Raw genomic sequence first — 7,802 nt, forward strand, 5'->3', positions numbered from 1 at the left:
AAACCTTCCTGTTGCCCGCATTGACGAGCAGGACGAAGTTTATCTCAACGAAGAAGACAAGTGGAACGCAATCGTTAAAGAAATCAAGACCGCCCACGAAAAAGGCCAGCCTATTCTTGTCGGCACAGTTTCGGTTGAAAAATCAGAACATCTGTCCGCCCTCCTTACCCGCGCAGGTATCAGGCACGAAGTTTTGAATGCAAAGAACCACGCGCGCGAAGCCCTCATCATTGCAGAAGCCGGCGCAAAGGGCGCTGTTACTGTAGCAACAAACATGGCAGGACGCGGTACTGATATTAAACTCGGCGGAAGCTACGAATCTCGCGCACTAAAACGAGTTGGAACAAACGCAACTCCAGAACAGCTAAAAGAAGCAGTTATCGCAGAAAAAGAAAAGTGGCAAAAAGATTACGAAGAAGTAAAATCTCTCGGCGGTCTTTACGTAATCGGCTCAGAGCGCCACGAATCCCGCCGTATCGACAACCAGCTGCGCGGACGCTCTGGACGTCAGGGAGATCCTGGACGCTCAAAATTCTTCATTTCGATGGACGACGACCTTATGCGCCTGTTTGGCGGTGAGAGAATGAAGCACATCATGACAAGAATCGGAATGGAACCAGGAGAACCGATTTATCATCCATGGCTTACAAAAGGAATCGAAAACGCACAGAAAAAAGTAGAAGAGCGCAACTTTGAAATCCGTAAGAACCTTATCGACTACGACGATGTTTTAAACGACCAGCGTGAATATATCTACGAACAGCGCGATGGAATTCTTTCGGACGAAAAACTCTCAGAACGCATAATGCTCACGGCTCAGGACTATCTTGACCAGTGGTTTGAAGAATATTCACACAACCGCAAAAACGGACTCACCACTCTTTTGACACAAATCCGCGAAAATTTCGGAGTCCAGCTTCCGGCGGAAGATGTTTCAAAAGAAAAAGTTATGGCGCTTCTCCAGAACGATCTGACAGAAAAAGAATCTCTCGTTGGACACGAACAGTTCAATATGTTCATCCGCTACCAGTATTTGCAGTTAATCGACAAAAAATGGCTCGACCAGCTCGAATTTTTGGACGGCTTAAGAGAAGCAGTTCACCTTCGCTCTTACTCATCAAAGAATCCGCTCACAGAATACAAAATAGACGGTTTTAACGCATTCGAAGATATGCTCGAAACCATCCGCCTCACAATTGCAGGCAGAGTATTCAAAGTGCGCATTCAGATAAATCCAGCTCCACAGCCGGCGCAGCGCAACATTCAGATGAACGCCCAGCATCAGCAAGCGCAGAGCATGGGCCAGGCAGCGGACGGTGTAAATGCGCATCAGAGCAGACAGGCTGCAAGCAGAGTAATGGCAAACGGCCGTCAAGGACAGAGTGTTACAGTCCGCCGCACAATTCCAAAAGTCGGAAGAAACGATCCTTGTCCTTGCGGAAGCGGCAAAAAATACAAACAGTGCCACGGACGCTAAAAAAACTTTATAAAAATTTAGGGCTTTCCTGCCGTGCAAGCACGGCAGGCCGGGTCATTCAGGGTTACGTGCATAACACTTTGCGAGCCCTTACTGCCCCCTAAGCCGTTTTATTTTCCTGTATGGCCGGGAACTCCGCGTCTATTCAATGGCCAGAACCTGTAGCTCGTAGTTCCGAGAATTTTAGAGCGGTTTACATACTGCGGAGAAATATCCGAGTAATAAGTTACAGAAACCGGGTCTAAACTTGTAAGAGGCGCAAGCCAGTTGTCATAAGAATGGCGCATATCAAGCGAATTAAAGCGGTTGTCGCCCATCATAAAATAGCAATTCTGCGGAATATACTGAGGATTGCCGTCTTTGTCGTTTGCCGGAAAAACCGGCATATTGCGTCTGTCCATCAAAAATGCATAAGAGTTTAGCATTGCCGCAGTTTTCAATAGTTCCTGAATTTGAGAATCAGACTTAACCTGCTCTATGTTTTTACCTGCAGCAAGAAGCTGAGCATCCCTCAAGAACAGTCTTCCAGCAACTTTTTTTATCATAAGGTTAAGCTTAAAATTTGCTTCTGAGTAAAGATCTCCGTTAAAATTAAAATCCGCATTTTCCGTCCAGGCAGTCATAAAGCGCTCAAAGCTTTTTGCCCCGTCTTTATTTGAAAGAAGAGCCTGCGCATAAAAATAATGCTGCGCAAAAAGGGAATTTTCAAAAAGATATTTGTCCGTAAAAAGAACATCCAGACTGTTATTCTGCTTTTCTGAAGAATAAGCTGCAAAGATTTTTTCAAAACTCTTGGAAATCGACTTTGCCTCTATTTCAAAGAGCTTTATGTCAAAAGCATTGCGCTGTTTTTCACATTCAATCATAGAATCATATTCTTCCTGGCCTACAACATAACTTTCTCTTGTAAGTCCGCGCTTGATTGAATTTTTTACAGTATTTAAATTCCATTCTGCATATTTTGCATCCTGTTCAACAACCTTCCATTCGTCGCTTGCCTTTGTCCGCGAATAAAGAATTCCGTCCTGCATCATAAGCTGCTCCCCAGGAACACCGGCAATTCTTTTTACAAGAGGATCTGCTTTTGGATTGCCGCCTTCATCAACGTTCAGATTTACCGTCGTCAAAGTGCACATGTATACAATCTGGCTCAAGAATGTCCGTACCTCGCTTTTTCTGTCGTTTGAATAGTGAGGATTTCTAAAAACAACAATGTCGCCGCGCTTATACTTTTTTACATAAGGAAGTCCAACTTCCGAAAGCGGGAATTTGGGACCGCTCGCAGTCTTAAAAACAACAACGCGATCCCTTATCAAAAATTCTGGAACCATCGACTCGGAAGGAATCTCATAAAGCTGGACGATAAAAATGTTCAAAAGCAAAACCATAAAAACGGCCTGCACAAGAGCGTCAACCCAGCTCAAACATTCAAAAGCAATTCTCTTGATTCCTTTTTTTGTTCCAATCGAATTCTCGTTTATAAATTTCTTCCAGTTTTCGTCAATTTTGGCAATTCTCTTTGGATTAAGACAATAAAGAATCCACAAAGACAAAACACTTGCAACACACCAGAAAACAACTTCAATTAAATCGATAAGATAAAAAGTTCCGTGATTTCCCGCCCGGCGCAAAACAAAGGCAATTAAAAGGACATAAGGCTCATACTGCAAAAGTGTACGGAAAACGCTTATAAAACGCAAATCTTTCTTTCCAAAAAGCTGGCTATAACCAGCCCAAAAAAGAACGCCTGTAAAAATCAATGCAAGCGGAAACGCCGTCAAAGAAACGTCCAAAGACACTGAAAAACACAAAACAGAAAAAATTGCAGACGAAAAAACGGCTGCAAGGGACAAAACTTTTAATTTATCTTTATTCATGATAAAAAAGTATAGCAAAAATAAAATAAACAGACTACTCTAAAGAAAATCTGCATAAAAAAAATTGAATTAAAAATCTATAAAAATGGAATAAAGATATGTCCGAAATTTTTAATAAAAAGATTGCCTTAGAAATGGTCGGAAATGACAGCGAGCTTCTGTCAATTTTAATCCAGGCCTTTTTGAGCGTCGAGTTTTCGCCAGAAAAACTGAATGAACTTGTTCTCTCCAAAAAAAATGGAGAAGCGGCTTCGTACGTCCATCGGGTAAAAGGAGCGGCAAGACAACTCGCAATGGAGAAACTTGCGCAAATCGGTCAAAACTTGGAAGATGTCCTGCGCGAAAAAACTACAGGAGAAGATCAAAAACTGACAAATGATTTTTGTGAATGTTATTCAGAAAGCTTAAAAACAATTCAAAAGGAAGCCAGCTGACAAGACCCGCCGGCTGATAAGCTCCTGTTAAAAATCAAGGCTTCTTAAAAACTTTCCTTCGATTGTATAAAGTCCGGCTTTTATTTTGCCATCGGAACTTATATCAATAAGTCCGCAGGTTTTTCCGTCATCGCATTTTGGAAGGCTTATCGAACCGGGATTAAAATAGTAAAAGTCGCTGCTTTCTTCCAAAACAGTAACATGGGTATGTCCGCTTACAATCAAAGTCCCTTTTGGAAGCCAGTTCTCTAGTTTTTCGCGATTGTAAAGATGTCCGTGGTGAACAAAAACTCTTCTGTTTGAATCAAAAACTGTCGTATAGGCGGCAAGACACGGAAATTCGAGCACCATTTCGTCAACTTCTGCATCGCAGTTTCCGCGAACGCAGATAATCCGCCCCTTGTTTTCGTTCAAAACCGAAGCAACTTTTTTAGGATTCCAGCCTTCCGGCAAAGGATTGCGAGGCCCGTGATTCAGATAATCTCCGCAAAGCAAAAGATAATCAGCCTGTTTTCCAAAACAATCAAGCGCTTTTTCCAGGCTCTCTGCGCTTCCGTGAATATCCGAAATCACCAGATACTTCATATTTTACCCCGATTTTTATTTTTTTATCTGTTTGTATTCGTTGTAAGCAAGAAGGAATGGTCCTACGCCTTTCGCATCGTCCTGAACAATCGGTTCACTCATATAATAATCAAATGTTCCGTCGCGGCGCAAATCTTTTTCCGGGCCTAAACCTGCAACAAGACAGATTCCTCCAAGGCTCAAACGTCCAGAATCAGTATTCAGATATTTGTCGCAAATCCCTTCAAAAGCCCTGATTCCTGCTTCCTGAAATTTTTTGTCTTCAAGAATTTTTGTGCGGTAGCCTTTTAAAAGTGAATATGCAAAAATTGCAGAACCAGAGGTCTCCAGATAATTCTTTCCTTTTCCTGGATAATTTGGAACCTGCCACCACATTCCGCTTTTGTCCTGAAATTTAAGCATGCTTTCGCACAAGTCAATGAAAATGCCCTTTAATTTGTTCCAGTTTTCGCTTCCGCGGTCAGGAGCAATATTAAGCGTATCCAAAAGCGCCATGCTGAACCAGCCGAGCGAACGAAGCCAGAAATTTTTGCTCAAGCCGGTTTCTTTGTCAGCCCAGAACATTTTTTTTGAACTGTCATAACCGTGATAGTAAAGTCCTGTCTTTGGATCGCGCATAATTTTGTAAACATTGAAAAACTGGTTGTAAGTATCTTCTATGTTTTTTGAATTATTGAAAAGCTTTTCGTATTCCATGTAAAAAGGCTGAGCCATGTAAAGACCGTCAAGCCAAACCTGATTCGGATAAATCTGCTTATGCCAGAAATTTCCTTCGGCAGTGCGCGGCTGGTCTTTTACCTGCTCGTAAAGACGATCCAAGGCCTTTTTGTATTTTTCTTTATTTGTGTAGCGGTACAAAACAAAGAGATTTTTTCCGCCGTTGAGCTCATCGCAGTTCCATGTGTTTTTGTCGTAACCGTCAATTGTTCCGTCATCGTGGATTCTGTAATCTTCATAGTAATCGCAAAAATCAAGATACTTTTTGTCGCCGCTTGTGCTGTAAATTTCAAGCAAAGCCATAATCATGCAGCCGTCGATATAATCCCAGCCAGATTTTTTTCCGGCACGGGCTTTTTCGATATTCCAGATAGGAAATTCTGCCGTCGATTTAGACATCAAATCGTCAATATAGTGTTCAATTACAACTGCATCCATTTATTTTTCTCCAAAATTCTTATTAAACTCAAAAAAGCCATTTTTACCGGCAAAGAAATTTTTCACTTCTAAATGCAGATTGTAAACGGCACAATATTTTGATATTATAGCATAAAGTATTTTATAAGGGAACATATAAAACCGCACAGGAGCAAATTTTAATGTCTGATCCAAAATCAATTTTCAGAACTTTAATTGCAGATGCAATAAATGAAATTATCAAGGAAAAAATGCCTGAAACACCGGCAGTAAACGAAGAAACAGTCGTTGTTCAGGATTCTCCGGATCCAAAAATGGGAGATTTAGGCTCTCCAATGTTTGTCTTTGCAAAATCACTGCGCATGGCGCCTCCAGCAATCGCACAGGAAGTTGTTCAGAAAATCGGCGAAAAAGCGTCTTCTTTTGGAACAGTTTTAAATGTCGGTCCTTACGTAAATGTAAAACTCGACAAAGAAAAAGCCATCGCTTCAATCCTTTCAAAAATTGAAGATGAAAAAGATTCTTACGGCTCTCTTGGAGAAAACGGAAAACCGCTTCTGGAAGGCGAAAAAATAATGGTGGAGTTCTCTTCTCCAAACACTAACAAACCTTTGCATCTCGGACACATGAGAAACGATGCTCTCGGCGAATCTGTAAGCAGAATCTTAAAAAAAGCAGGCGCCGAAGTTTACAAGGTAAATATTATAAATAACCGCGGAATTCACATCTGCAAGTCAATGCTCGCATACAAGCTTTTCCACGAAAAAAACGGCGACACTCCAGAAACTCTTGGAATGAAGGGCGACCATTTTGTCGGCCAGTGCTATGTTGAATTTGAAAAATACTTAAAAGGCGAAAAAGACAAGCCGGAAACAGCGCATCCACAGGCACAGCAGCAGGCAGAAGAAATGCTCGTNNGTAAAATGGGAAGCCGGCGATCCAGAAATACGCGCGCTCTGGAAGACAATGAACGACTGGACTTTTAACGGAGTAAACGAAACCTATAAAAGAACAGGCGTCAGCTTTGATAAATTCTATTTTGAAAGCGAAACATACCTTAAGGGCAAGGACGAAATTGCAAAAGGCCTCGAAAAAGGCATTTTCTTTAAGGCGGAAGATGGTTCTGTAAGAGTTGATGTGACCGAAGCTGTCGGAAAAGGAAAAGACGGAGAAGACCACGAAAAAGTTCTCTTAAGAAAAGACGGAACTTCTGTTTACATAACACAGGATATTGGAACTGCAATCAGTAGACACAACGACTGGCCGTTCAACCAGCTGATTTACGTTGTTGCTTCTGAACAGATTTTCCACTTTAAGGTTTTATTCTATATTCTTAAAAAGCTAGGCTTTGAATGGGCAGACAAGCTCTACCACTTGAGCTACGGTCTTGTAAATTTGCCAAACGGAAGAATGAAGAGCCGCGAAGGAACAGTTGTCGATGCAGACGACCTTATCGACTCGCTGCACGCAGATGCCCTCAAAGCAATTAAGGAGCGCGGCCGGGAAGATGATGTCGGTGATGCGGACGACGTGGCAGAAAAAGTCGCGCTTGCCGCCCTTCACTATTATTTGATTCAGGTAAGTCCTGTAAAAGACATGATTTTTAATCCTGAAGAAAGCTTGAGCTTTAACGGAAACACAGGCCCTTATTTGCAGTACATGGGAGCGCGCATTGCCTCGATTTTAAGAAAAGCAGAAAACGACGGAATCGCTCCGCTCGAAGCAAAAGACGCCGCGGTATTCTTAAAGGCTACGGAAGAATGGGATCTTTCAAAACGCCTTGGTGAATATCCCCAGGTAATTGCAAAGGCAGCCGCAAACAAGGATCCGTCTGTAGTCGCGGCATATCTTTACGATATTTCAAAGCTCTTTGCAAAATTCTACCAGAACTGTCCGATTCTTTCGGCAGAAGATGAAAACACAAAAAAAGCGCGTCTCACGCTCGCAAAGGCGACCTTACAGGTTTTAAAAGAAGCAATGAGCCTTGTCCTAGTGCCGTATCTTGCTAAAATGTAAAATATTTCGGGCTGTTCTAANNCAACTCTTCAACAAAAGACAGCCATAAGACAGCAAGAACAAAATAAACACAAAAAAACTCCGTGCCATTAAAACTGGCTCGGAGTTTTTTTTGAATCACGCTCATAACAATGAAAATAAAATTTTAAACTCGAAATTGAATCTTTTAAAATTCAACAATTCTTTGGTTTTTATTGCCGAATTTTTCAAATTTATCATTGTACAGATGACAAGCTAATCAGCACAACACTGATTAGTTTATCATTACAGCGCTGACTA

Annotated in this window: 5 protein-coding genes and 1 pseudogene; 3 read left to right on the forward strand and 3 right to left on the reverse strand. The window is 41.7% G+C overall.

Annotated features, from left to right (window positions below; genetic code table 11):
- Positions 1–1,477 (forward strand): SEC-C metal-binding domain-containing protein (locus tag B3Y13_RS06600; protein ID WP_296693480.1); only part of this gene is annotated, 1,477 nt, incomplete at its 5' end.
- A gap of 110 nt (positions 1,478–1,587) precedes the next feature.
- Here the strand turns inward: B3Y13_RS06600 and lepB are convergent.
- A complete protein-coding gene (lepB, locus tag B3Y13_RS06605; RefSeq protein WP_296667294.1) occupies positions 1,588–3,354 on the reverse strand; it encodes a signal peptidase I in 1,767 nt (588 codons plus the stop codon).
- Between the two features lie 98 nt (positions 3,355–3,452).
- Here lepB and B3Y13_RS06610 point away from each other — a divergent pair, with 98 nt between their 5' ends.
- Entirely contained in the window at positions 3,453–3,788 is a 336-nt protein-coding gene (locus B3Y13_RS06610) for an Hpt domain-containing protein (protein ID WP_296693483.1), read from the forward strand.
- Between the two features lie 27 nt (positions 3,789–3,815).
- Here B3Y13_RS06610 and yfcE read toward each other — a convergent pair whose 3' ends face one another.
- Both yfcE and B3Y13_RS06620 read right to left on the reverse strand, forming a co-directional pair.
- Positions 3,816–4,373, reverse strand: a complete 558-nt coding sequence (yfcE, locus tag B3Y13_RS06615; protein WP_296693486.1) for a phosphodiesterase — start codon at positions 4,371–4,373, stop codon at positions 3,816–3,818.
- 15 nt (positions 4,374–4,388) lie between these two features.
- Positions 4,389–5,528 carry a glycoside hydrolase family 88/105 protein gene (locus B3Y13_RS06620; RefSeq protein ID WP_296693491.1) on the reverse strand — a complete coding sequence of 380 codons (1,140 nt, stop codon included), beginning with the start codon at positions 5,526–5,528 and terminating at the stop codon, positions 4,389–4,391.
- 161 nt (positions 5,529–5,689) lie between these two features.
- Between B3Y13_RS06620 and argS the strand changes: the two are divergent.
- Positions 5,690–7,523: pseudogene (argS, locus tag B3Y13_RS06625) on the forward strand (arginine--tRNA ligase).
- Positions 7,524–7,802: the final 279 nt, after the last annotated feature.

It is taken from the genome of Treponema sp. UBA7567 (assembly GCF_002476655.1).
Taxonomy (GTDB): domain Bacteria; phylum Spirochaetota; class Spirochaetia; order Treponematales; family Treponemataceae; genus Treponema_D.

Excerpts from the sequence above, each read along its gene's own strand:
- lepB (WP_296667294.1), bottom strand. The coding sequence starts at position 3,354 with ATGAATAAAGATAAATTAAAAGTTTTGTCCCTTGCAGCCGTTTTTTCG.
- B3Y13_RS06610 (WP_296693483.1), top strand. The coding sequence starts at position 3,453 with ATGTCCGAAATTTTTAATAAAAAGATTGCCTTAGAAATGGTCGGAAAT.
- yfcE (WP_296693486.1), bottom strand. The coding sequence starts at position 4,373 with ATGAAGTATCTGGTGATTTCGGATATTCACGGAAGCGCAGAGAGCCTG.
- B3Y13_RS06620 (WP_296693491.1), bottom strand. The coding sequence starts at position 5,528 with ATGGATGCAGTTGTAATTGAACACTATATTGACGATTTGATGTCTAAA.